This window comes from Methylobacterium sp. CM6244 (assembly GCF_054817885.1).
Window position 1 is genome coordinate 3,994,529 of record NZ_CM139247.1, and the last position, 21,352, is coordinate 4,015,880.

General features: G+C 64.8%; 26 protein-coding genes. 21 read left to right on the forward strand and 5 right to left on the reverse strand.

The window, feature by feature from the left end; translation table 11 throughout:
- Positions 1–8: 8 nt before the first annotated feature.
- Both ACYQML_RS18770 and nusG read left to right on the forward strand, forming a co-directional pair.
- Positions 9–1,550, forward strand: a complete 1,542-nt coding sequence (locus tag ACYQML_RS18770; protein WP_461233663.1) for a DnaB-like helicase C-terminal domain-containing protein — start codon at positions 9–11, stop codon at positions 1,548–1,550.
- Positions 1,551–1,697: 147 nt separating this feature from the next.
- On the forward strand, positions 1,698–2,303 hold the full coding sequence (gene nusG, locus ACYQML_RS18775; protein WP_461233664.1) for a transcription termination/antitermination protein NusG: 606 nt from the start codon (positions 1,698–1,700) through the stop codon (positions 2,301–2,303).
- Between the two features lie 244 nt (positions 2,304–2,547).
- On the opposite strand, the gene ACYQML_RS18780 is transcribed toward nusG, so the two are convergent.
- Together ACYQML_RS18780 and ACYQML_RS18785 are read right to left on the reverse strand one after the other, a co-directional pair.
- Positions 2,548–2,694, reverse strand: a complete 147-nt coding sequence (locus ACYQML_RS18780) for a hypothetical protein (RefSeq protein WP_461233665.1) — start codon at positions 2,692–2,694, stop codon at positions 2,548–2,550.
- A gap of 229 nt (positions 2,695–2,923) precedes the next feature.
- Entirely contained in the window at positions 2,924–3,679 is a 756-nt protein-coding gene (locus tag ACYQML_RS18785; RefSeq protein ID WP_461233666.1) for a calcium-binding protein, read from the reverse strand.
- 659 nt (positions 3,680–4,338) lie between these two features.
- On the opposite strand from ACYQML_RS18785, the gene ACYQML_RS18790 reads away from it, so the two are divergent.
- Positions 4,339–4,548 (forward strand): hypothetical protein, encoded by a 210-nt coding sequence (locus tag ACYQML_RS18790; protein ID WP_461233667.1) that lies wholly within the window; start codon positions 4,339–4,341, stop codon positions 4,546–4,548.
- A 62-nt stretch (positions 4,549–4,610) separates the two neighbouring features.
- Here ACYQML_RS18790 and ACYQML_RS18795 read toward each other — a convergent pair whose 3' ends face one another.
- Complete coding sequence (locus ACYQML_RS18795) at positions 4,611–4,790, reverse strand: hypothetical protein (protein ID WP_461233668.1); 180 nt, start codon at positions 4,788–4,790, stop codon at positions 4,611–4,613.
- A 459-nt stretch (positions 4,791–5,249) separates the two neighbouring features.
- On the opposite strand from ACYQML_RS18795, the gene ACYQML_RS18800 reads away from it, so the two are divergent.
- The 11 genes from ACYQML_RS18800 (at position 5,250) to ACYQML_RS18850 (ending at position 14,049) form a co-directional block, all read left to right on the forward strand.
- Positions 5,250–5,402: a hypothetical protein gene (locus tag ACYQML_RS18800; protein WP_461233669.1), complete on the forward strand. Its 153-nt coding sequence runs from the start codon at positions 5,250–5,252 to the stop codon at positions 5,400–5,402.
- Between the two features lie 109 nt (positions 5,403–5,511).
- On the forward strand, positions 5,512–6,162 hold the full coding sequence (locus tag ACYQML_RS18805; RefSeq protein ID WP_461233670.1) for a hypothetical protein: 651 nt from the start codon (positions 5,512–5,514) through the stop codon (positions 6,160–6,162).
- Positions 6,110–8,188, forward strand: coding sequence for a phage terminase large subunit family protein (locus tag ACYQML_RS18810; RefSeq protein ID WP_461233671.1), 2,079 nt, complete (start codon positions 6,110–6,112; stop codon positions 8,186–8,188). The genes ACYQML_RS18805 and ACYQML_RS18810 overlap by 53 nt, the downstream gene beginning before the upstream one ends.
- A 3-nt stretch (positions 8,189–8,191) precedes the next feature.
- Positions 8,192–8,440: a phage head-tail joining protein gene (locus ACYQML_RS18815; protein WP_461233672.1), complete on the forward strand. Its 249-nt coding sequence runs from the start codon at positions 8,192–8,194 to the stop codon at positions 8,438–8,440.
- Positions 8,441–8,504: 64 nt separating this feature from the next.
- Positions 8,505–10,028, forward strand: a complete 1,524-nt coding sequence (locus tag ACYQML_RS18820) for a phage portal protein (protein ID WP_461235752.1) — start codon at positions 8,505–8,507, stop codon at positions 10,026–10,028.
- A gap of 20 nt (positions 10,029–10,048) precedes the next feature.
- On the forward strand, positions 10,049–11,194 hold the full coding sequence (locus ACYQML_RS18825; RefSeq protein WP_461233673.1) for a head maturation protease, ClpP-related: 1,146 nt from the start codon (positions 10,049–10,051) through the stop codon (positions 11,192–11,194).
- Positions 11,195–11,234: 40 nt separating this feature from the next.
- The gene (locus tag ACYQML_RS18830) at positions 11,235–11,645 is read left to right on the forward strand and encodes a head decoration protein (protein ID WP_461233674.1); all 411 of its coding nucleotides are present in this window, start codon (positions 11,235–11,237) and stop codon (positions 11,643–11,645) included.
- Positions 11,646–11,672: 27 nt separating this feature from the next.
- Positions 11,673–12,722 (forward strand): major capsid protein, encoded by a 1,050-nt coding sequence (locus ACYQML_RS18835; RefSeq protein ID WP_227440228.1) that lies wholly within the window; start codon positions 11,673–11,675, stop codon positions 12,720–12,722.
- Between the two features lie 27 nt (positions 12,723–12,749).
- Positions 12,750–13,019, forward strand: a complete 270-nt coding sequence (locus tag ACYQML_RS18840) for a hypothetical protein (protein WP_461233675.1) — start codon at positions 12,750–12,752, stop codon at positions 13,017–13,019.
- Positions 13,019–13,387: a head-tail joining protein gene (locus tag ACYQML_RS18845; protein ID WP_461233676.1), complete on the forward strand. Its 369-nt coding sequence runs from the start codon at positions 13,019–13,021 to the stop codon at positions 13,385–13,387. The genes ACYQML_RS18840 and ACYQML_RS18845 overlap by 1 nt, the downstream gene beginning before the upstream one ends.
- Positions 13,384–14,049: a DUF6441 family protein gene (locus ACYQML_RS18850; RefSeq protein WP_461233677.1), complete on the forward strand. Its 666-nt coding sequence runs from the start codon at positions 13,384–13,386 to the stop codon at positions 14,047–14,049. Before ACYQML_RS18845 ends, ACYQML_RS18850 begins: the two co-directional genes overlap by 4 nt.
- Here ACYQML_RS18850 and ACYQML_RS18855 read toward each other — a convergent pair.
- On the reverse strand, positions 14,046–14,231 hold the full coding sequence (locus tag ACYQML_RS18855; RefSeq protein WP_461233678.1) for a hypothetical protein: 186 nt from the start codon (positions 14,229–14,231) through the stop codon (positions 14,046–14,048). The two genes, ACYQML_RS18850 and ACYQML_RS18855, sit on opposite strands and share 4 nt — an antisense overlap.
- Before the next feature lie 82 nt (positions 14,232–14,313).
- Here ACYQML_RS18855 and ACYQML_RS18860 point away from each other — a divergent pair, with 82 nt between their 5' ends.
- Both ACYQML_RS18860 and ACYQML_RS18865 read left to right on the forward strand, forming a co-directional pair.
- Complete coding sequence (locus tag ACYQML_RS18860; RefSeq protein WP_461233679.1) at positions 14,314–14,748, forward strand: hypothetical protein; 435 nt, start codon at positions 14,314–14,316, stop codon at positions 14,746–14,748.
- Between the two features lie 15 nt (positions 14,749–14,763).
- Positions 14,764–15,711 (forward strand): phage tail tube protein, encoded by a 948-nt coding sequence (locus ACYQML_RS18865; RefSeq protein WP_461233680.1) that lies wholly within the window; start codon positions 14,764–14,766, stop codon positions 15,709–15,711.
- 21 nt (positions 15,712–15,732) lie between these two features.
- Here the strand turns inward: ACYQML_RS18865 and ACYQML_RS18870 are convergent, their stop codons facing one another.
- The gene (locus tag ACYQML_RS18870; protein WP_461233681.1) at positions 15,733–16,107 is read right to left on the reverse strand and encodes a hypothetical protein; all 375 of its coding nucleotides are present in this window, start codon (positions 16,105–16,107) and stop codon (positions 15,733–15,735) included.
- On the opposite strand from ACYQML_RS18870, the gene ACYQML_RS18875 reads away from it, so the two are divergent.
- From ACYQML_RS18875 to ACYQML_RS18895, 5 genes are read left to right on the forward strand one after another with little or no spacing between them, the layout of a single operon-like run.
- Positions 16,106–16,546 carry a hypothetical protein gene (locus ACYQML_RS18875; protein WP_461233682.1) on the forward strand — a complete coding sequence of 147 codons (441 nt, stop codon included), beginning with the start codon at positions 16,106–16,108 and terminating at the stop codon, positions 16,544–16,546. The two genes, ACYQML_RS18870 and ACYQML_RS18875, sit on opposite strands and share 2 nt — an antisense overlap.
- 29 nt (positions 16,547–16,575) lie before the next feature.
- Positions 16,576–16,773 carry a DUF7697 family protein gene (locus tag ACYQML_RS18880; RefSeq protein ID WP_461233683.1) on the forward strand — a complete coding sequence of 66 codons (198 nt, stop codon included), beginning with the start codon at positions 16,576–16,578 and terminating at the stop codon, positions 16,771–16,773.
- Positions 16,763–20,419 carry a phage tail length tape measure family protein gene (locus ACYQML_RS18885; protein ID WP_461233684.1) on the forward strand — a complete coding sequence of 1,219 codons (3,657 nt, stop codon included), beginning with the start codon at positions 16,763–16,765 and terminating at the stop codon, positions 20,417–20,419. The genes ACYQML_RS18880 and ACYQML_RS18885 overlap by 11 nt, the downstream gene beginning before the upstream one ends.
- On the forward strand, positions 20,416–20,856 hold the full coding sequence (locus ACYQML_RS18890) for a hypothetical protein (protein WP_461233685.1): 441 nt from the start codon (positions 20,416–20,418) through the stop codon (positions 20,854–20,856). Before ACYQML_RS18885 ends, ACYQML_RS18890 begins: the two co-directional genes overlap by 4 nt.
- Positions 20,844–21,350 carry a hypothetical protein gene (locus ACYQML_RS18895; protein WP_461233686.1) on the forward strand — a complete coding sequence of 169 codons (507 nt, stop codon included), beginning with the start codon at positions 20,844–20,846 and terminating at the stop codon, positions 21,348–21,350. Before ACYQML_RS18890 ends, ACYQML_RS18895 begins: the two co-directional genes overlap by 13 nt.
- Positions 21,351–21,352: the final 2 nt, after the last annotated feature.

Here is a 21,352-nt window from a genome sequence, read left to right on the forward strand (position 1 = left end):
TTTCAGCGATGACCCTCAATCCAACGGCAATCGCCTGGCTCGAAAGCCGGGCCCTCGACAGCGAGATCGCCTCACGTTTGGGGATCTACAGCGCCAAGCGCGCTCAGGGTGGCGATCCGGTTCCTGACGCCTCCGGCAACATCTTGGTCTTCCCGTACCTCGACGGCGGCGAGGAGGTGAACGCCAAGTACCGGGGGCGGGACACTGCTGGCAAGAAACGGTTCTGGCAGCGTGCCGGTGCTCGAAAGACGTTTTTCAACGTCGCCGTACTCGACGACCCGGCCGTTCAGAACGGTCAGGCACCGGTGGTCATCACCGAGGGCGAACTGGACACGGTCGCCGCCGTTCAGTCTGGTCACCCTTTCAGCGTCTCCGTGCCCGACGGCGCCCCTCCAGCACGGGACGAGCAGGGCAACCTCGTCGAGGTGCCGGACAATGCCGACGACGTCGTGCCCGAACACGACGACAAGTACCGCTACGTCTTCAACAACTGGGACCGCCTGAAGCGGGTGAAGCGGTTCGTCCTTGCCGTCGACAACGATGAGCCGGGCCGCCGCCTCGGACAGGAACTGGCCCGCCGGCTCGGCCGCTCCCGTTGCTGCCTCGTCAGCTATCCAGCCGAGCCCTGCGTGGCGGATGCAGACGGCGTGCTCCGGCCGGTGAAGGATCTGAACGAGGTGCTCCAGCACTTCGGGGCCGACGCCGTGATGGCCTGCATCGAGCAGGCGAAGCCCTTCCCGGTGAAAGGCCTCTACAAGCTATCCGACTTTCCGGAGCGCCCTCCCCTCCTTGCCCTGACCACCGGATTCCGCGAACTCGACCATCACATGCGGCTCTACCGCGGAGCCTTCGTCGTGGTCAGCGGCCTTCCTGGCGGCGGCAAGACCGCCCTGATGACCCAGATCGCGATGAATATGGCGACTGGCCACAACTGGCGGATCGCCATCGCCTCCTTCGAGATGCATGTCCGGCCGATCCTGGAGAACATGCTGCTCGGTTTCATGCTGCAGAAGCCGCGCAGCCTCTGGACCAAGCCTGAATGCGATGGCTGCCGCCGGTTCATCGATGAGCACTTTGTGTTCATCGCCCTTGCTCCGGACGATGAGGACACCGAGGCCGACGTTCAGTGGGTAATCGATAGGGCTGCCGACGCCGTCGTCCGCGAAGGCATCTCCATGCTCCTCCTCGATCCCTGGAACGAGGTCGAGCACAAGCGCCGGCCCGGCGAGAACGTCGCCGATTACACCAACAGAGCCATCCGTCTGCTGAAGCGGTTCGCGCATAGCTACGACGTTTGCACCGTCGTGGTGGCTCACCCAACCAAGTCTGCCGGCCTCTCGGTCCGGAGCGGAGAACCGATGTCTCTCTACGACATCGCCGACGGTGCGACCTGGGCGAACAAGGCCGAGATCGGTGTGGTGATCCACCGGGCCTCGCCGCACGACCGCATCGCCAATGTCGGCATCCGCAAGGTCAAGTTCCACGAGACCGGCAAGATCGGGGACGTGTCCCTGATGTTCGACGACGAGCTCCGCCAGTTCGTGGCCTGAGCCACAAACGCACCCCATCCGATTCCAAGGGAGAACTCCATGGCTCGCACCAAGGGAAAGCGGCAGCGTGAGAGGCAGCGCCGGCAGCTTCGACAGGAACGGAGAGCTGAACGCCGTGCGTCAGCTGGAACCGGAGCAGGCCTGGGCATGGGATCTTCCGCAGCCAGCGCACGCAGCGCGGCCGATCCGATCTGCGGTGTGGCCTCGCCCACGATCGATCCGAGCCTGTGCTGGTACATCGCCAAGACTACGCCTCGGATGGGCGTGCGTGCCTTGGAGGCGTTGCAGGCGGCCGATGTGGTGACCTACCAGCCTCGTGCCTCAGAGGTCGTCGTACGCCGCGGCCGTCGTGTCGTCCGACGCACGCCGATGCTGATCCGCACGGTGTTTATTGGAGTGAAAGATGAGCCTCACCTCGCGATCGCCAGAGAGCGGCCAGGCGTTGCCGAGATCGTTTGCTACCCGGTCGAGGACAAGTCGCTGGAGGGCAACATCTCCGGGCCAGTTCTGAAGCCTGCTCGGCTCAATGCGGAAGGGCTGCAGCGGTTCGTAGACAGGATCGCTAAGGGCGAGATCGTCGAGCCTGTTGGGATCAAGATCGGACAGGGCGTGATGGTGACCGACGGGCCGTTCGCCTCGTTCCCCGCCACTGTTGAGCGGATCCTACCGGATGACCGGATTGCTGTGTCAGTTTCGCTGTTTGGGCGGGCCTCGCCCATCGTATTGAACATTGCGCAAGTCCAGCCGTTGTAGTAACTCAAGCTTCTGAATAATCGCCGCTGTACTCTCCCGCTTTGGGGTCGACGTTAAGCCGCGACGGAGACGGGTGAGGCCGCTTCTCCACTTTGGAGGCTGGTTCAAAATCTCTGACCCCATTGGGGTACTACTCGAATTCGAACAAGGTTCGAGCGCAGCAACCATCATGCCGGCACGCACTGCGCCCGCAGGAACGCCGCTCTGGCAATCATCAGAGTTCGATGCGGAAGCGCCGGCTGCCTCAGATGTAATGGCGGAAAACGACCTCGCCCACGGTCTCTTCGATAGCGCTCGTTTCTGAATCATCGGCTGCGTTCTGATTGTCCGCCATCGTTGGCGACATCATCAGGGCGATTAGCGCCAGCAGCCATCGGAAGGGATGGGCCATCGTTCGCAACTCATGCATCCAATCAGGAGTGAGTTCGCGTCTTCGATAGCCGGTAAGCGTTGCTTAAATATGTCGAGGTCGGTTCCACCCTGACTCCCCAGTCCCAAGGCCGAGGGAGATCGGAGCGTTAAGCGGAGTGGAGCATTCGGGTAGTTCACTAAGCTCGCGAAGCTGTCCACGCTGTAGACAGCATGGACAGCTCATTAAGCTTAGGCGAAGCAGCTTTTCCTTACAGGATGAAGTCGGCCGCGTGAAGCTCCGCAATACCCTTAACCAGAACTGAGAAATCAGCTTGGCCGTTGCCATCGACGTCGCCGCTGACGATTGTATTGGTACCCGAGATCACAGCCCGCAGCTCGCCAGCGTGCTTCGTGAAACCATTGTCGCCAATGAAGTGAAAAGCCTCATTGATAGTGGAGCTGGACATCGCGTCGATAGATTTGACGCTTATCTTATCGCCTTGGCTTTGACGAAAGTCGAGGATGGTATCGCGTCCGGTGCTCGACACGGTGCTATCGGCCAGGGTCTTGAAGATGAACGTATCGGCGCCGGTTCCGCCCTTCAAAGAATCACGCCCCAGGCCGCCCGAGATGGAGTCATTGCCACCGAAGCCATCGAGATAGTCGTTGAACTTCGACCCAACAATTGTATCGGCGCCCTTAAACAAATCCTTGTTGACGGCAGCAGAATTGTTGGAGGCAATGTACTGGTTCGCCTGCTCGGTCGTTATGCTTAAGCCGGTGAGTTTGGCCGCGATTTTGCCTCCCACATAAGTCGATGCAGCTGTAGTGGTACCTGCAGTGGGATAGCCAAAGGTGGGATCGAACTCAAAGCCCACGCCAGTTACGACGGATTGCTGGCTCTCGCCGAAAGCAATTTTATAGCTTGTTGATTTCTGAGCCGAGAAGATCGGATTCTCGTCAATAAATTCGTATAGATTAAACGTCCTGGCGTCGGCCGCGATATAAGAAACCACTGTCGCCATATTTTTATCCCCCCTTTGAAAGCAGCGAGGCTTACAGTCTTTTGCGCCTGTTTACCTGCTGTATGTAGCGAATCACCGCTTGGTCACAGCATTCGAGGATTGCCACAAATTCCCGCACGTTCCTAGAACGCATCCGCCGTACTCTATCCAGTCGTCAGGAATGAGCACCGGAAATTCGTAGGGCGAGCGCGTTCCTGGTGCTGGAGTTTTACCGTCGCGTAGTAATAATGCCACGATCACCGCGTGATACTTAAGTATAAAAGTGAACGCTACATCTTCGTAAGGCCGCATGTTCGGCAGGTTCACCCGACGCAGCGAGGACGAACAGAAGCGCAAGCGTGAGGCTGAGGATCGCGCCCGGCGCGCCCGCTTCGAGAACGACTCGGCCGGCATCGGTGGTAGCTACCCCTGGCCCCTTGGCATCTCAGGCGCTGGCGGTCATGTCGCTCACTCTGCCGATTGCTCACCTTCCGACAGCGGTTCGTCGTCCAGCGATGGCGGCTCGTGTGGCGGTGGCGGCGACTGAGCGCGCCGCATCCTCCCCGCCGTCCTAGGTCCACGACCGAGCGCCGCAACCATCATCACCTATCGGCCTGCGCAGGTGCTACTTCTCAACCACGCCCTACCTGTCACACATCACACCGGAGGGAACCGCGCAGATGGCCTATTGGATCGAGTTTTATGAGCAGGGAAACAAGATCGGCGAGACCCCGTCGCCGGGCTCCGAAGAAGAGGCCCGGGAGCATGCCAGGCAGGGCTTGGTCACACACAAGGCCGATTTCGCCCGCGTGATCGACGCTGATGCCGGTGGCGCCGAAGTTTGGTCCGTCCGTGCGGATACGGATGAAGCCCGTATCCTCAAGCCCTGATCCGGACGCCGAATCTGCGTCGGCTGGGACGGGCGTCCCGCCCCAGAAGCCGCTGTAACTCGCTAGATTATCACAGCCAGGATCAGGTCGATCGCAATCGCGCCAGCCACTGCCATCCCAAGAAGGGTGATGCTGCTCACCTGATCGACCTTATCGATGGTGTTGCCGATCAGATGCTCGGGATTATTAGCGGCGCCTCCGCGCTGGGTCTGGTTGGGGTTTGACGTGATGGGTGCGTTCATGGATCAGCTCCTGTGTCGGCGTAAAGGAAGCTCAGCTGCGTACCTGAGCACCTACGTGTCCTAACCAAGGACCTTAGACGGCACGGTGTTCCACCTCGGAGCGACGCAGGTTTCCCTGCCTTATCAAGCAGTCCACGCACACGGATCATATATCCGCTGGCGCTTCGTCCGTGCTCAGGGCAGCCATCAGTTCGTCGCCCGTCATCCAATGAACCCCGGCTGGCGAGTGTATGGCATGGGCAACCAGACCCATTCCGACCTTTGTCCGGGCGGCTTCGAGCGCCTTCTCGGAGCTCTCGTGCTCCTCATGGTTCCAATGTCCGCTCGCGCGGTTTGTGTTGTCGCCCCACTGCAAGATCCACATCGCGCTCTCCTTTAGCGACGATGAAGCGAAAAGCCCCCGCTCTTGGTTCCACATCCTTCCATCGGCACAGCTATGCCTCTCTCGGATAGGTAGCCATGACCGAGACCCAGTGCGACGCGCTCACCGACAGGATGCGCGCGATCCTCGCTGTTGGTCACTGCCCCGATGACCTGCGCGCCCGAGCCCAGTCCCTGGCCTTCAAGGTGACCCTCGACCAAGCTGCCCGAGCGATGGGACCGGCGTCCTAGAGGTCGGGGGACCCTGGAGGGTCTGGATCTATACGGGTGGTCGGGGCCCCCAATGTTCCTAGCGCCAGGGTCCAAAAACCCGGTAACAGGGTAACAGGTAACAGCCGGGATGAGCGACGCGAGCGGACCAAAGTTCCTCAACCAAGCCGACTTCGCCCGTCGGCGCGGCGTGTCCCGCAAAGCCGTAACTGGCTGGAAACAGAAGGGCTTACTGGTAGTTTCTGATGTAGGTTTGATCGACGTCGAGGCGTCGGAGTGGAACCTGGATCAGCGCCCGGCGAGCTACCGGGGAGGTGTTACCCACCGCCCGATCCGAGCTGTTACCGGTAACACTTCGGCGCGTGAGCCGACTGCGCCAGCGAAGCCCAAGCCCGACACTTGGCAGAAGCTTGGCGAGGCGATGCCGAGACCGGCAGCGCTTTCGGATGGTGACGACGAGGCCGAGGACATCGGGCCGCTCGACCCGACGAACCTACCGCTGCCGGACGCGATCCGGCGCAAGGAGAATTTCCTGGGCCTCCAGCGCAAGCAGGAGGTCGAGAAGAACGACAAGAAGCTCGTCGATCGCGAGGCGGCCGAGAAGCTGTTCTTCGACACCGCCCGTGATTACCGCGACGCCTGGCAGTCCTGGCCGGCGCGGATCGCGGTGGTGATGGCAGACGAGCTGAAGGTCGACCCCCGTGCGCTGACGACGATCCTGAACGCGCATGTCAAACAGCATCTCTCCGAGCTCGGAGAACCCTCGGCCGAGTTCGCTTGATACCGAGAGCCTCGCGAAGGCTTGGCGGAAGGGGGCAACCCCGACCCCGAACCTCGACGTCGTCGAGTGGGCCGAGCGTTACCGCAGGCTGAGCAAGGAATCGTCAAACGGCGGTCGCTTCATCGTCTCCCGGGTCGAGGTGGCCCGCGGTCCGATGCTCGCGGCGACCGAACCGGGCGTCAGCGTCATCACCCTGATGGCATGTACGCAGCTCCTCAAGACGACCGTGATCGAGAATATCCTCGGCCGGTTCATGCACATTGATCCGTGCCCGATCCTGGTCGTCCAGCCGAAGGACGACGCAGCCGAGACCTTCTCGAAGGACCGGCTGGCACCGATGATCCGCGACACGAGGGTGTTGCGCGAGCTGTTCGGCGACGCCAAGGCCAAGGACGCCGGCGCGACCCTTACGCACAAGCAGTTCCCCGGCGGGCACATCACCCTCGTCGGGGCGAACAGCCCGACCAACCTCGCGATGCGACCGATCCGGCTGCTCTGCGGCGACGAGATCGATAAGTTTCCACTATCGGCCGGCGGCGAGGGGCCACCCATCGACCTTGCCGAGGAGCGCCAAGCCGAGTTCAAGGCCAACAGCCTGTCGGTACGGGCCTGCTCACCCACGGTGGCGGGCCGCAGCGCGATCGAAGCCTCCTATGAGGAGAGCGATCAGCGCAAAGCCTTCGTCGAGTGCCCTGGCTGTCACGGCTGGCACCCCTTGGAGTGGGAGCAGGTTCGCTTCGATAAGGATGCGGACGGCAAGATCCGGGCGGAAACTGCCAGCTACGAATGTGTGACCTGCGAACATGCGATGACCGAGCCCCAGCGGCTCGTCGCGCTGCGCAAGATCGAGTGGCGGCAGACCCGCTCGTTCACATGCTGCGGTGAAAACCAGTCTCCGGAGCGCTGGGCGCCCGAGGCATACGGCGTCCGAAGGGCCCTGTGCATCCATTGCGGCACCGAGGCGGTGCCGAACGACCATGCAGGGTTTCAGGCGTCGAAGCTCTACGCCCCGAAGCAGACCATTCGCGAGACGGTGGCGAAATTCGCCCGCGCGCTACGGCGGGGACCGGAGGCCTTGCGGACCTTCTTCAACACGCAGCTTGCCAGGACGTGGAAGGAAGGCGCCGACGCGCCGGACTGGCAGGATGTCTACACCCGCAAGGGTCGATACCGCAGCGGGACGGTGCCTTTCGGCGGCCTGATCCTGTTCGGCGGCGTCGACGTCCAGAAAGACCGCCTCGAGGCAAGCATCTGGGCCTTCGGGCGCAACCGTGAGCGCTGGCTCATCGAACACCGGGTGCTCCCGGGCGACACGAACCGCGCTGAGGTTTGGACCGAGCTCGAAGCCCTGTTTTCGGAGACGTGGCCGCACGAGGGCGGCGCGGAGATGACCGTTCGGGATTGGGGCGTGGATTCCAGCGGCTTCACCGCCGAGGTCTATGCCTTCGTCCGGCGCCAGGCAGGCCGTCCGGTCCATGCCGTCGACGGTCAGGACAGCTACGCGGCAGCATTCCTCGGTGTCGGCGCGAAGGATGCGACGCCAGCGGGGAAAAAGCTGCGCCGCGGTCTGAAAACAATCCGGGTCGGGGCCTCGTTCGCCAAGCAGGAGCTGATGGGGTGCTTGTCCCTGCAGCGCCCGCCGGATGGGCGGCCCTTCCCGGCCGGTTTCGTCCACCTTCCAGAAGACGTGACCGAGGACCAGGTGAAGCAGCTGACGGCCGAGGAGCTCGTCACGCACGTCACCCGGGGCCGGACCCGGCGCGAGTGGGTGCCGATCGGCGGACGGCGCAACGAGGTGCTCGACTGCGCCAACTACGCCCGCGGCCTCGCCGCCATGCGTGGTTGGGACCGGTGGCGCGAGGTGCATTGGCGGGATCTGGAGGCTTCGCTCGGTGTCGAGCGGGGTGGGGTCATTGTCCCGAGCGAGATCGAGCAACCGACAGTCGCCGCCGGCTCGCTGGCGGCCCGGAACCTTCAGCGCGCCGCCGGCCGCCGTAGCAAGGTCCGAAGCAGAACGACGAGGTAGCGAATGGCCGACGACCTCGACAAGCAGATCGCCGGTCTGCGCAAGCAGATCGCGGACATCGATCGGACGATGGCGAGCGGCGTCGAGCGCGTGGAAAGCGCCGACACAGGAAGCGTGAGCTATCGGAAGTACGACGACCTACGGCGCGAGCGCTCGAGGCTTGCTGCGAGCCTTGAAGGGCTGCTTGGATCGACGACAGGCGGCCGTCGCCGCACCCGCCAGATCGTCACGACGAGCCGTAGCGGGTGGTAGCGTGAACAGCTACGGCAACATCACGATCCGCGCGAAAGGCGGTGGTCAGCTTCAGCCGGTGGCGATGGACCTGCCCGCTGGCTTTGCCGGCGCGTCCGACGCGACGCCCTACGACGTAGCCGGTGGCACCGGGCGCCGGTCGCGAGCGTGGCGGGTCGGCAGCTACGGACCGAACGCGGCCATCGTCTATGCGCTCGACGAGCTGCGCCGGAAGTCGCGCGATCAGGCTAGAAAGAACCCCTATGCCGGCGCGGCCGTGGATCGGCTCGTTACCAACATCATCGGAACGGGCATCGTACCGCGCTCCATGGCGGCCCGGCCCGCCGAGGGGCTGTCCAAGCCCGCCGCCAAGAAGCGGAAAGCCGAGGATGCGGCCTTCCGGGCGCAGATTCAGAAGCTATTCCTGGCCTGGACCGACGAGGCCGATAGCATCGGCGCGCACGACTTCTACGGACTGCAGGCCCTGGCGGTCCGCGGCATGGTCGAGGGGGGCGAGACATTCACCCGTCTGCGCACTCGCTTGCTGAAGGACGGCCTCACCGTCCCGCTGCAACTGCAGCTCCTCGAGGGCGACCACTGCCCGCACACCAAGAACGAGACGGCGAACCGAGTTCGCAGCGGCATCCAATACGATGCCATCGGCAAGCGCACCGGGTATCACCTCTACCGTGAGCATCCCGGCGATGGCGGCGTCTTGGCGGGGATCGCTGATACGACGCTCGTTCCAGCGGTCGACATCTGCCACCTCTATCGCGCGATGCGGCCGGGGCAGGATCGCGGGGAGCCGTGGCTCGCACGCGCCCTGCGCACCCTCTACGACCTCGACGGCTACCTCGACGCCGAGCTGGTCCGGAAGAAGAACGCTGCCCGCCTCGTCGGCTTCGTAAAGCGTATTCTTGCCGACGGCACTGAGGGGCCGCTTGGTACCGAGCCCGGTGACGATGACGGCGTGGCCACCCTCGACTTCGAGCCCGGCACGATCCAGGTGCTGGCCGACGGCGAAGACGTAACCTTCAGCGACCCGAAGGACGTCGGTCCCAACTTCGAGATGTTCGTCCGAGAGTCGAAGCGCAGCGTCGCGGCTGCCTGCGGGCTGCTCTACGAAATCCTGAGCGGCGACTACAGCCAGCTCAACGATCGGACGCTGCGCGCCGCCCTCAACGATTTCCGCCGCGCCGTCGAGCAGTGGCAGCATCATCTGGTCGTATTCCAGCTGTGCCGGCCGATCTGGATCCGGTGGATGGACCTCGCGCTGCTCTCCGGTGCGCTTCGGCTACCGGAGGGGATGACCCGACAGGATGCCTACGCCGTCAACTGGATCCCGCAGGCCTGGCCGTACATCCACCCAGTTCAGGACGTCCAGGGCAAGACCATGGAGATCCAGGCCGGCCTCTCGACGCGCACCCGCAAGGTCGCTGAGGGCGGCTATGACGCCGAGACGGTCGACGCCGAGCAGGCAAGCGACAACGAGCGCGCTGACAGCCTGAGCCTGACCTACACCAGCGACGGTCGCCAGAAGGCTGTCGCCGCGAAGGGCGAGCCCACCGAGGCGTCGACCGAAGAGCCCCCGGCCGCTGCCGGCGACTGACCCACCATCACGGAGGCACCATGGCCACTCTGGTCAATGGGAACGAGATCATCCTCACGGGGACGGTCGGCGATCTCTATTGGGACGACTGCTTCACATCGGCAGACGTCATCTTCGCGTTGGCGCAGGTCGGTCGCGATCAGGACGTCACGATCCGCCTGAACAGCGGCGGCGGTATCGCTACCGAGGGCGCGGCCATCCACGCGGCCATCGCCGGCCACAAGGGCCGAAAGGTCATCGTGATCGAGGGAATCGCGGCCTCGGCCGCCTCCGTCATTGCCATGGCCGGCGACGAGATCGTCATGTCGCTCGGGGCACTGATGATGGTGCACGACCCCTCGGGCTTCACCTTCGGCACGATCGAGGACCACCAGCTCCAGATCCGCGCGCTGACTGCGCTCGCGACGGCCATGGCCGGCATTTACTCGGAGCGCACCGGCAAGAGCGTCGCCGAGGCGCGGGCCGACATGCAGGCCGAGGTCTGGATGACGCCCGAGGAAGCCGTCGCCGCCGGCTACGCCGACCGGACACTGGCACGTGCAGCCAACGACGACGTCGAGCCCGAGCCGACCGCCTTCGACTACCGCCTTTTCAGCCATTCGCCGGAGCGCCTTGTCGCCCTGGCCGATCAGCGCGCCTGGACGAAGCGCGTTCGCCCCACCGCGGCCGCGCCTGCCGCCCCCGCCCGCCAGAAGGAGACACCCATGGCCAATGAGAAACAGGACGTCGCCCCCGCGCCGAAGCCCGACGCCGCCCCGACGCCGCCGGCTCCCGCGCCCGTGGCGACCGTGACACGCTCCGATGCTTCGGAGATCGCGAAGCTCTGCGTCGATGGCGGCGTTCCGGCGATGGCCGCGACCCTCCTCGCCGAAGGCGTCACCGTCGCCCAGGCAAAGGAGCGCATCGGCGCCGCTGGCGAGGTGAAGAACCTTGTGGCGCTGGCTCGCCGCAAGGACCCGACCATTCCCGAAGATCTCGCCGCCACGATGCTGGCCGACGGCAAGACCGTCGAGCAAGCGCGCGCCGCCCTCTTCGACAAGCTCGTCGCAGGCGAGGAGCGCACCGCCGTCTCCTCCCATGTCCCAACGGACGGCGAGGGCGATCCCGCCTCCCGCATCGTCGCGAACTACCGGGCGGCCACCGGCACCAAGACCAAGGCGGCCTGACCCGGCCGCTACCCTCAATCCCTGATTCAGGAGGCCCGTGATGGCCATCACCAACATCCCCTATTCCAATGTCGGCATCGCGGGCTTCGAGACCAATGACGGCTTCGGTCAGGTCGAGCTGTTCAACTCGGCGATCCCGCTTCCCGTCACCGAGGACTTCCCCGTCGGTGAGAGCACGACGCTCCCCGCCTTCTCGGTCGTGGGCCTCAACGCCACGGGCAACCTTGTGCTGGCACAGACCAGCGCCACGGCCGTCGTGCCAATCGGCGTCACCACCGCGCCGGCCCTGACCGGCGCCGGACAGACCGAGCGCATCGCAATCTACCGCGCCGGCAACTTCAATCCGGACGCGCTGACCTGGCATTCGGACTTCAACACCGATGCCAAGCGTGCCGCCGCGTTCCGCGGTGCCCCGTCCCCCACCAACATCGTCATCCGCAAGCGTCTCTGACGCCAGGACCCAGGAAAGGAACTCGTCATGGCGTTCGACCGCTACGAAATCTGGAACACCCACACGCTCCTCGGTGTGTATCGGGAGACCGACTCGCCGGCCAATTACTGGCTCGACCTCCTCTTCCCGAATGAAATCTCGTCCACCGACGAGTACATCGACTTTGAGAAGATCCCGCGGGCCGGGCGGAAGCTGGCGCCCTTCATCGCGCCGCTGGCTCAGGGCCGGCCGATCTACGAGGAGGGCGGCCGCGTCGCTCGCTTCAAGCCGGCCTACGTCAAGCCTTCCGATCCCGTGACACCCTCGCGGGCCCTCACGCGTCGTCCGGGGGCGTTGCTCTCTCCCGGCGATGTCGGCCCCCAGGCGCGGTATGACGCCATCAAGGCGGATATCCTCGCCTACCACCGGAATGCCATCGAGCGCCGGTGGGAGTGGCTGGCTGCTAAGGCTGCAATCGACGGCGCCGTGACCATCGACGGGGACGACTACCCCTCGGTGAGCATCAACTTCGGCCGCGCCGCCGGTCATACCATCGTGCTTGGCGCCGGAACCCGCTGGGGTGATGCAGGTGTGTCGGTCCTGGATTCCGTCCAGGGCTGGATGGACCTGATGCATGGCGCCGAGTTCGGTGGCGCGCCGAACCGCATCACCGTGGGGACCGCGGCCTGGGCAGTAGCCCGCAAGGACGAGGCCCTCATGAAGGAGATGGACACCACCCGCCGTGGCAACGACGTGGACATCCGCACCGGCCTCTACGGCACGGGCGAGGCCCGCTACGTCGGCACGCTCGGCGCAGGCCTCGAGGTGTGGGTCTACAACGATTACTACAGCCTCGGCGGAACGGTGACGCCCTTCATGTCCCCGAAGGACATCGTCCTCACCGGGCCCAACGTTCAGGGCTACCGGTGCTTCGGCGCGATCGTCGACGTCAACGCCCAGTTCCAGGCGCTGCCGATCTTCCCGCGCAACTACATCATCCCGGGTGACGTCGCGATCGAGCAGATCGTGACCCAGTCGGCGCCGCTCATGGTGCCGGTGAACCCGAACGCTACCCTGAAGGCGACCGTCGTCGCCTGATCCCCACATTCGAGAGAGGACACGACGATGGCACAGGCCTTCGCAATCGCGACCCTTCATGTCTGCCGTAAACCGGCGGAGGTGAAGGACGGAAAGGTGGTGACACTCGCCGCTATCGAGATCGTTCCGGCGGGTAAGATCGCGGACATCTCGGACGAGGACTTCAAGGTCTTCGAGAAGGCCGGCGCCGCCCGTCGGCCGACGAGGATGGACCGCGCCATGTCCGAGGGCGAGGACGAGCCGGAGGCGGTGGAGACCGCAGCCGGTCGCGCGACGGCGGCCAAGCCGGCGCGGTGATGGACGCGTTCGCAATAGGCGTCGATGCCATCTTCGACGACCCGAACCTTGCGATCGATGCGATCTGGCGCGCGAGCGGCGGCTCCGATGGGGTTCCCGTCCGCGTGATCAGGAAGACGCCAGAGGCCGTCGTGGGCTTGGCTGGTAACCAGTTCGACCTCGACGCCATGCTGCTCGATATCCGCCTTTCGGATGTGGCTGTGCCGGCGAAGGGCGACATGGTCGACCTCCTCGATGACGACGGCGAGGTCGTCGAGACCCTGACCGTCATCGGCATGGCCAAGATCGACACCCGGCGGCTCGTCCGCACCTGCGAGGTGTCGGCTGTTCAGCCTGACGACCCGGACGAGGATCCGGACGAGCCATGAGATACCGTGCCACCGTCCCCGACATCCGGCAGGCACTTTCCGGCGCGGAGGTCCAGATCGCCAAGTCGGTCACCGCCGGCATGAAGCAGGTCACCGAGGGCCTGAAGCAAGACCTGCGCGACGACGTCACGTCCTCCGGTCTCGGCCAGCGCCTTGCGAACACTTGGCGCGGGCAGACCTTCCCGAAGACCGGTGATAGCGTCGATGCCGCCGCCTATGTCAGCACGAACGCCCCGAAGCTGATCGACGCCTTCGACCGTGGCGCAACCATCGTCGCCAGCGGCCGAAAATACCTCGCCATTCCGACGCCCGAAGCCGGCGTCCGCCAAATTTCGAAGCGCCGCAGTAAGGGGTCGACCGATAACACCCTGAGCCCGGCATCCTGGGAGAGGGAGACCGGCGTCAAGCTGCGGTTCATCCCGACAAAAACCGGTGGCGTGCTCGTCGCCGACGCCTTCTACCGTCGCCATGCGCGACGCTACCAGGGCCGCAAGTCCTTCCGCTCCATCAAAGAGAGCGGCCCCGAGAAGGGACGCAAGTTCGTCGTGATCTTCGTGCTGGTGAAGCAGGTCAAGCTTCGGAAGCGCTTCGACATCGACGCCACTGCCAAGCGCTGGGCCGACCGGATCCCGAGCGCCATCGCCAGCAACTGGCAGGCCTAATCTTCCTGCTCTTCGCTCGATGCAGGCAGCTCGTGGTCGATGGCGATCTCAAGTTCATCGATCAAGAAACTAATCTGCGTGACGGTGGCAAAAATCTCCGTCTTCTTCCCTTCGTCAGTCTCCAGCGTGATCCGGTATCCACCCTCGACTTTCTCAACGAGGGACGTCTTCAGCACATTCATCGTCGGCATTTGCATCCTTCAAAAGCTGGACGGGCCAACGCTGAACGCTGCCGGTCGCCTTATCTGCAACGAGGCGGGTCTCATGCCGAGCAAGCGCGAACAAGTGATCCAGGCCGTCGCGACGCTGGTGAAGGCGGCCCTTCCAAAGGCCGCCCACTATCGTAACGAGGTCAAGCAGCAGACGATCCCGACTGGCGGCTACGCCAACGTCGATGACGGCGACCCGGGCGAGCCCGACGTGACGCTCAATCCGACCACTTGGATCTACGAGCACGAGATCCCGCTCGAGTTCGCGGCCAACGCGACCGCCACCGTCTCCGCCGAGGTCCGCCTCGACCGGATGCTGCAGGCGGTCGGCGCGGCCGTCGCCGCGGACCGGACGCTTGGCGGCCTCTGCGACTACGTGATGGTCCAGGCGGCCGTCACCGAACCCCTTACCGCAGACGGCGCGCCCGTCTCCCGGTCCGCCCTCGTCGGCCTCGTCGCCGTCTACGGCACCACCGATCCCCTGAACTGAACCGAGGAGACGACCATGGCCCGCGCCAGAGGTGCGAACGCGATCATGACCGCTGCGTTCGAAACGACATACGGAACCCCGCCGACCACGGGCTACCGCAAGCTGCCCTTCGTCTCGTCGAACCTCGGCGAAGAGCAGGGCCTGATCCCGGACGACCTGCTCGGCTACGGTCGCGAGATGCTGCCGCCCTCGCGCGACGTCATCAACAACGACGGCGACGTCGTCGTGCCGATCGATCTGCGCAACTTCGGCAACTGGCTCCGCCTCTACTTCGGCCCGCCGGTCACGACCGCTGCGGGTGCGGTCAACACCCACGTCTTCAGCTCCGGCGCGCGCGATCTGCCGTCGGCAACGGTCGAGATCGGCCTGCCCGAGGTGCCGAGCTACGGCCAGAATTACGGCGTCCGCGGCAACACTATGCGGGTCCAGATGCAGCGCTCCGGCTTGCTGACGGCGACCCTCGGCCTCATCGCTCAGGGCGAGAACAAGCTCGCCGCCTCCGGCTCCGGCACGCCGCTGGAAGCCTCGGTCGAGCGGTTCAGCCCGTTCCAGGGTGCCATCACGCGCGGCGGCGTCGCCCTCGGCTCCGTCGTTTCCGCCGAGTTCACCTATTCGAACAACCTCGACAAGGTAGAGGTCATTCGTGGCGACGGCCGCATCGAGGACGCGGACACCGGCATGGTTGGCATGACCGGGTCCATCGTGACCCGATTTGCCAACACCCTCTTGCTGGATCAGGCCACCTCCGGTGCACCGGTGGAGCTGACCTTCGGCTGGGTCACGGACGCCGCCCGGTCGCTCGTGTTCAAGGCGCACGCCGTCTACCTGCCGCGGGCGAAGACCCCCGTCACCGGTCCAGCCGGCGTCCAGGCCACCTTCGCCTTCCAGGCGGCCAAGGACATGACGCTCGGCAAGTCCGTCACCGCGACGCTGGTGAACAACGTCACCGCCTACACCGGCTGACGTCGCCTATAGGATCGAGCCCTATTCTAGGTTTCCGCCTATGAGGCCGGTTACTCCGATCCGCTGGAAGTGCTCCCTCTGCTTGGGACACCAGATAGCTGCGCCGACCTGAGAGACTTCGGCGTTATATTCGAGAAGTGTCCGCTTGTATTTGGAAGAGAACGCCTGCTTGCCGAACCTCCGAATTCCATCCTGAACGATGGAGTCTCCAAGCTCCGCCACCTTCACGCGATCAATCAAGTAAAAAGACCGGCAAAATAGGTCGATGCCGCCAACTCTTGCTGCGGCCTTAGCCGTCTTGTTAAGCAATTCATCCGGCGTTTCAGCATGTGAACTTGGTGAAATTGCCCAGAAACTTAATGCCGCTGCGACCAATGAAGGCAGAAAAGATCTCATGTTGAAGCTCTCGACAAGCGCCAAACCCTACTGGCTCGACCTGTTACCCGACGTCTGGATCAAGGTCCGTCCTATCACCATCGCATCCATGCTGATCGCCCGCGATGCCGTGGGCAAGGTCTACCGGGACGAGGACCAGGAAGACGTCGCGGTCCGCGGCAACATCGCCCTGGTACGAGAGATCGCCCAGCGCGGGATCGTGGAATGGGAAGGCGTCGGCGATGCCGATGGCAACCCGGCACCCGTGAATCGAGAGACCATCGACGCGTTGCTGAACCACTGGCCGGCTTACAACGAGATCGATGTCCGTTATGTCGCGCCGGCACTGGAGCGGGGGACGGAAAAAAACGTCTCATCGAGCTCGCCCGGTGGCACTTTGGAGGCGGCGCCAGCTACTGCGACGCCTGCGGAGAGCAATGCCCTGAATGCCCCTACCTGACGCACGAGGCCAAGACCGAAGAAGGTCTCGTGACCTGGGCGGTGATTGAGCGCTGCGGCGGTCAGGTCCGGGCCGGCATGGGCGCTCCCTATGCACTCGATTTCACGGCTGTGCTGCTCATGGCGAACGCTATGGGCGCCAATACCGCACTGCTCGCCGACGTGCTGCCGTCCATGGAGGCGGTGATCGTCCAAGCCTACCGAGAGGACAGCGAGAATGGCGAATAACATCGCGATCCGCCTCGGCGTCGAGGGCGGAGCCGAGGTCAAGCGCACCCTCGAAGAGGCCGGCAAGGCCGGACAGTCCGCGTTTCAGGGCGTTGGCGCTGCAGCTGATGCGTCTGGGGCGGCTGTCGATCGTCAGACCGCTAAATGGGAGCGTCTGGCTAAAACCGCTCGCGATGCCGAGGCTCAGTCGCGCGCGCAGGCGAACATCAATAGCTTGCTGGGCGTCGGATCGACCGTGTCCAGCGGGTCGGCGCGCCTGTCGGCGGTAATCTTCGAGGAGGCGGCTCGAGAGAGCGAAGCAGCGGAGGTGCTGACGACGACCCGCGCTCGGATCATCGCCGATGCGCGCGCTCAGCAGACGATGTTGACCTCTCAGCTTGAGATCAACCAACGGCTCGGCGTGACTGTGGGCGCCAGCGGAAGTGCGCGTGCGTCGGCTGCGGTATTCGAGGAGCAGTTCCGCCAGGAAGAGCAGCAGCAGAAGCGTTTGGTCGACTTGCGGGCTTCCTCAGAGCGGAATGCGGCCTCCGGATGGGACCAACTCGCGCAAGCCGGGCGCCGACAGCTAGATAACACCGAGGCCGCACGACGGCTTGGGAACATGAGCACCGGAACAGGCTCGGCCGCCGCCGGCCGCCGCCTACGTTCCGACGAAGCCACCAACCTGATGTATCAGGGCGGTGATATCGTCGCTCAGCTGGGCAGTGGTAGCCCGCTCAGCATGATCGCCATGCAGCAGGGCCCGCAGATCGCTCAGATCTTCGCTGGTCCGGGCGGAGCTTCCGTAAAGGGGGCTGTTACGCAGGCCGGCGAGGCGATGGGCAGCTTCGCCCGCCGCGTCGGTGTGGTCGGCGGTTCGTTTGGCGCGGTGACCACCGCTGCCGTCGTCGGCGTGACGGCGATGGTGTCCTACCAGAACTCCATGCGCGAGACCGAGCGGATGGTCTCGGGTGTCGGCCGCGCCTCTGGCGTCACGGCTGCACAGATCGGCGCCTATGCCCGGGCTGCGTCGGACGCGACAGGCATCAGCACGCGGTCCGCTCGCGAGGCTGGTGGCGAGATCGCCTCGACCGGCCGCGTCGGGGGCGAGATGGTCGCCAAGCTGGTCGGCAGCCTGAAGGATTATGCCAAGACCACCGGTCAGGAGACCGCCGCTGCGTCGCAGGACCTCGCCAAGGCGTTCGCCGACCCCGCAAAGGGCGCCGACCTCCTCAATGAGCGCCTCGGCTTCCTCGACGACCGCACGGCTCAGACGATCCGTCGGCTGCAGGAACAGGGCGATCGCCTCGGCGCGCAGCGCATCCTGTTCGATGCCTATTCAGCCGGGTTGAGCAAGGCTTCGGAGGTCACAAGCGGCTGGGGGCGCGTTAGCGAGGCCGTCACCAGTTCGGTGAGCGACGCCTGGGACCGGCTCGGCCAGCATGTCGACCGCGTCGTTACCGGCGGCAGCCTTGAGGACAGGATCGAAGCCGCGCGCAAGGTGCTCGCCGAGTCCGAGGCGCTGCAACAGAGTGGTATCGGCCGCGTGGCTGCCGGCGTCTTCGGTCAGGACCCCGCCAAGGATCGGGCCGCGTTGGACGCGCTCTTGCGTCAGCAGGAAGAGCGTACCCAGCGCGCCGCGCGGTCTTCTGCTGCTCAGAACTCACGCGAGATCGGCGATATCGTTCGCCAGCTTGACCCGGTGGGGTCTGCTGTCAGCGAGACGCAAGGGCGAGTCGAGCGCCTGCGGAAGGCCATCTCGGACCCGCTCAAGTTCGGTCTCGACACCGTACTGCTCGCTCAGACGCAGTCGGTCTTCGAGCGCCTAGGCGTCCTGGCTCGCAACGCCCGCGAGGACATCGAGAAATTCGGCGATCCGACGATTGCTGCGGCCAATCGGCAGGCCGAGTTTCGGAATAAGCTCGCGACCGACGATACTAACCCGGTGGATCGGCAGATTGCCGAGCTTCGCTCTCAATTTGAGATCAAGCTCCGCGAGCGCGGCATCGATCCTACGGCGACCCGAGAAAGCGTCGCCAAGCCCTACAACGACCGGATCAACGACCCGAACCTCGACTCTCGCGAAACGTCCGCAATCGCGGCGGCTCGCGAGGTGGCGCTGCGCGGGATCACCGAGCGAGAGGGCCTGACCAGGACTCTCAACACCGAGATCGACACGATCAAGAAGGAGGCGGAAAGCCGCGCCAGTCGCTCGCAGAACGTCAGCTCCTACATGGAGCGCGCCATGTTCGTGGAGAGCGGCGGCAGGACTGACGCGAAGAACACTATGTCGACAGCAACTGGCCTAGGCCAGTTCCTCGAAGGGACGTGGATCCCGCTGTTCAAGAAGGTCTTTCCTGACCGCGCTGCGGGTATGTCGGACCGTGAGATCCTCGCCCGCCGGACTGATCGCGACGATAGCGTTCAGGTGCTCCGCGTCTTCACCGAGCAGAACTCGCGTTTCCTAGAGAAGCAGCAGATCGCGACCACCGACCGCAACCTCTATCTCGCGCACTTCGCGGGTGCTCAGGGCGCGGTGGACCTTCTGAAGGCAGATCGAGGCGCGAGCGCGGAATCGATCCTTGGACGCAGGGCAGCTATCGCCAATCCGACGATCGTTGGCGGCGGCCGCACGGCGGGGGACGTCATCGACTACGCCGGACGCGTGATAACCAAGGGTGCGCCGGCTGTCCGTGCATCTGATCGTGAGGTGGCGAGCATCCGCACGCAGATCACCCTGACGGATCAGACCACCGAGGCCGAAGCGCGTCGGCAGAAGGTCCAAGAGCTGCTCAACGACGACCTTCAGCGCGGCGGAGCGCTGGGTCGGACGTATGCGACGGCGCAGGATCTGCTGAAGGCGTCGGCCTCGCAGCTCACGCCCGAGTTGGAGGCCCAGCGGAAGGTCTTCCTCGAGACAGCCGACGCGTATGGCAAGGCCCAGTCCGGCCTGGAGAGCAGCCGGCTTGGCCGGGACATCATGTTCGACCGGGCGCAGATCGACCGGAGCCAGTCAGAGCAGAACGTTGCCTCCCGCCTGCGCGGGACCGGTCTCGGTATGGATTCCGCCGAGGCTGACGCGTTGCGCCTGAACGATAACCTCCGTCAGACCAGGGATCTGGCCAACGGCGTGTTCAGCGGCATGCTAACCGACCTGCGCCAGGGTGTCAGCGCGGCCACGCTCCTCGGGAACATCACCAACCGTCTCGCAGACAGGCTGTTGAGCACGGCCTCTGACCGGGCCATCTCGGCGATGTTCGCTGGCGGCGGTAAGGATGGCGGCGGATTTCTCTCCGGCATCGCCAGCTTCTTCGGATCCGCCTCGCTTCCGAAGTTCGCCGAGGGCGGTGTCAGCAACGGGCCATCCATTTTCGGTGAGGCCGGACCGGAGGCGGCGGTGCCGCTGTCGCGTGGCCGGTCCATCCCGGTCGAATTGCGGGTGCCCCGGGTCCAGCCGATGGCGCCAGCAAACTTCAACCAGCCTGCTGTCGTGTTCTCCCCGAACATCATCAACCAGGCGCCGAACACCGAGATCGCGACCCGCGAAGTCCCCGATGGGCGCGGCGGCAAGCGGGAGGAGATCCTCATCCGTGAGGCTTTCGTCCGGGGCGCAGGTACCCGTCAGGGGCAGCAGGCCATGAACCAGCCGAGGGTCGCTACTCGATGATCCCCGTCTGGCCCGCGAGTCTGCCACAGCGCGTCCTTGCTGAGGGGTTCAACGAGGGGCTCCGCGAAGGCCGGTTGCAGACCCCGCCCGAGCGGGGCGCCCCGAAGCTGCGCCGCGGCTCGTCGGCCGTCGGTAAGCCGATCCTGCAGTCGATCAAGATCGACGCCGAGCAGTTCACCATCCTCGAACGCTTCTGGGAGAAGGACACTGGCGGCGGCGCCCTGCCGTTCTGGTTTCCCGACCAGACGCGAGGTGGCATCCCGATCCTGACGACCGCAGGCGAGCCGATCCTGACGCCCTACGGCGCGGCGTTGCTGAACGCGAAGTGGTGGCTTGTCCAGTTCGGCGGCACCGCTCCCAGCGCCGGAACCCGCTCTCGCGGCATGTCCTACGTCGTCCCTGTCCCCATGACGGTGCTCTACTCATGGGCCGCCTGATCTCGCTGAACGCCCGCCAGGCGATGAATGCCTCGGCGACCGACGACGGGCCGGTGATGCTGATCAAGATCACGCACGCCACCCTGCCGGCGCCGGTCTACCTGTCGAGCGATCCGACGATGATGTTCTCGATGGACCCGCTTCGCTACGGCACCCGCCACCAGGGGCAGGACTACGATTTCGTCATCATGGGCGCGATCATGCCCGACGACGAGAAGGACACGCCACCGAAGACGACGCTGGCGTTCGAGAACGTGGCACCGGACATGGCCGCGCCGTTGCGGGCGATCTCCTCACCGGCACGCATCGACCTGACGGTTGTCATGGCCTTGTCGCCGGATGTCGTCGAGGCCCGCTACACCAACCTACGCGGCGTGAAGGCATCCTACGATGCCGACGCCGTGTCGCTCGACATCTCGCGCGAACCCTACACCTCCGAACCATGGCCCTCCGGCCGGTTCTCGCCGGCCCGGTTTCCCGGCCTCTTTCCGTAGGC

Excerpts from the sequence above, each read along its gene's own strand:
- ACYQML_RS18770 (WP_461233663.1), top strand. The coding sequence starts at position 9 with ATGACCCTCAATCCAACGGCAATCGCCTGGCTCGAAAGCCGGGCCCTC.
- nusG (WP_461233664.1), top strand. The coding sequence starts at position 1,698 with ATGGGATCTTCCGCAGCCAGCGCACGCAGCGCGGCCGATCCGATCTGC.
- ACYQML_RS18780 (WP_461233665.1), bottom strand. The coding sequence starts at position 2,694 with ATGGCCCATCCCTTCCGATGGCTGCTGGCGCTAATCGCCCTGATGATG.
- ACYQML_RS18785 (WP_461233666.1), bottom strand. The coding sequence starts at position 3,679 with ATGGCGACAGTGGTTTCTTATATCGCGGCCGACGCCAGGACGTTTAAT.
- ACYQML_RS18790 (WP_461233667.1), top strand. The coding sequence starts at position 4,339 with ATGGCCTATTGGATCGAGTTTTATGAGCAGGGAAACAAGATCGGCGAG.
- ACYQML_RS18795 (WP_461233668.1), bottom strand. The coding sequence starts at position 4,790 with ATGAACGCACCCATCACGTCAAACCCCAACCAGACCCAGCGCGGAGGC.
- ACYQML_RS18800 (WP_461233669.1), top strand. The coding sequence starts at position 5,250 with ATGACCGAGACCCAGTGCGACGCGCTCACCGACAGGATGCGCGCGATC.
- ACYQML_RS18805 (WP_461233670.1), top strand. The coding sequence starts at position 5,512 with ATGAGCGACGCGAGCGGACCAAAGTTCCTCAACCAAGCCGACTTCGCC.
- ACYQML_RS18810 (WP_461233671.1), top strand. The coding sequence starts at position 6,110 with ATGTCAAACAGCATCTCTCCGAGCTCGGAGAACCCTCGGCCGAGTTCG.
- ACYQML_RS18815 (WP_461233672.1), top strand. The coding sequence starts at position 8,192 with ATGGCCGACGACCTCGACAAGCAGATCGCCGGTCTGCGCAAGCAGATC.
- ACYQML_RS18820 (WP_461235752.1), top strand. The coding sequence starts at position 8,505 with ATGGACCTGCCCGCTGGCTTTGCCGGCGCGTCCGACGCGACGCCCTAC.
- ACYQML_RS18825 (WP_461233673.1), top strand. The coding sequence starts at position 10,049 with ATGGCCACTCTGGTCAATGGGAACGAGATCATCCTCACGGGGACGGTC.
- ACYQML_RS18830 (WP_461233674.1), top strand. The coding sequence starts at position 11,235 with ATGGCCATCACCAACATCCCCTATTCCAATGTCGGCATCGCGGGCTTC.
- ACYQML_RS18835 (WP_227440228.1), top strand. The coding sequence starts at position 11,673 with ATGGCGTTCGACCGCTACGAAATCTGGAACACCCACACGCTCCTCGGT.
- ACYQML_RS18840 (WP_461233675.1), top strand. The coding sequence starts at position 12,750 with ATGGCACAGGCCTTCGCAATCGCGACCCTTCATGTCTGCCGTAAACCG.
- ACYQML_RS18845 (WP_461233676.1), top strand. The coding sequence starts at position 13,019 with ATGGACGCGTTCGCAATAGGCGTCGATGCCATCTTCGACGACCCGAAC.
- ACYQML_RS18850 (WP_461233677.1), top strand. The coding sequence starts at position 13,384 with ATGAGATACCGTGCCACCGTCCCCGACATCCGGCAGGCACTTTCCGGC.
- ACYQML_RS18855 (WP_461233678.1), bottom strand. The coding sequence starts at position 14,231 with ATGAATGTGCTGAAGACGTCCCTCGTTGAGAAAGTCGAGGGTGGATAC.
- ACYQML_RS18860 (WP_461233679.1), top strand. The coding sequence starts at position 14,314 with ATGCCGAGCAAGCGCGAACAAGTGATCCAGGCCGTCGCGACGCTGGTG.
- ACYQML_RS18865 (WP_461233680.1), top strand. The coding sequence starts at position 14,764 with ATGGCCCGCGCCAGAGGTGCGAACGCGATCATGACCGCTGCGTTCGAA.
- ACYQML_RS18875 (WP_461233682.1), top strand. The coding sequence starts at position 16,106 with ATGTTGAAGCTCTCGACAAGCGCCAAACCCTACTGGCTCGACCTGTTA.
- ACYQML_RS18870 (WP_461233681.1), bottom strand. The coding sequence starts at position 16,107 with ATGAGATCTTTTCTGCCTTCATTGGTCGCAGCGGCATTAAGTTTCTGG.
- ACYQML_RS18885 (WP_461233684.1), top strand. The coding sequence starts at position 16,763 with ATGGCGAATAACATCGCGATCCGCCTCGGCGTCGAGGGCGGAGCCGAG.
- ACYQML_RS18890 (WP_461233685.1), top strand. The coding sequence starts at position 20,416 with ATGATCCCCGTCTGGCCCGCGAGTCTGCCACAGCGCGTCCTTGCTGAG.
- ACYQML_RS18895 (WP_461233686.1), top strand. The coding sequence starts at position 20,844 with ATGGGCCGCCTGATCTCGCTGAACGCCCGCCAGGCGATGAATGCCTCG.